General features: G+C 53.2%; 1 protein-coding gene. It reads left to right on the forward strand.

The genetic code is table 11. The annotated features are described in order from the left end of the window. Positions 1-75: 75 nt before the first annotated feature. Positions 76-269: FAD-binding protein (locus tag QN347_RS20030; protein ID WP_323494433.1), on the forward strand; the 194-nt coding region annotated here is incomplete at its 3' end.

Genomic DNA, 269 nt, shown 5'->3' on the forward strand with positions numbered 1-269 from the left:
GTTTCAAGTCGCCACTATTTTGTGGCTGATCGCTTGTGTCGGATATGCGGCACAGATTTTGTGGAGAGTGTAACCGTGGCAGCAATCAAACCCGCAATTCCATCCCGCCGCTTTGATGCGGTGATCGTTGGCGCAGGTGGCTCGGGCATGCGTGCTTCCTTGCAATTGGCAGAAGCTGGCCTGAACGTCGCTGTATTGTCTAAAGTATTTCCTACGCGTTCGCACACAGTTGCGGCACAAGGTGGTATCGGCGCGTCACTAGGTAATAT

The sequence above is a fragment of the Sphingomonas sp. 10B4 genome (assembly GCF_035019905.1).
Lineage (GTDB): Bacteria > Pseudomonadota > Alphaproteobacteria > Sphingomonadales > Sphingomonadaceae > Sphingomonas > Sphingomonas glacialis.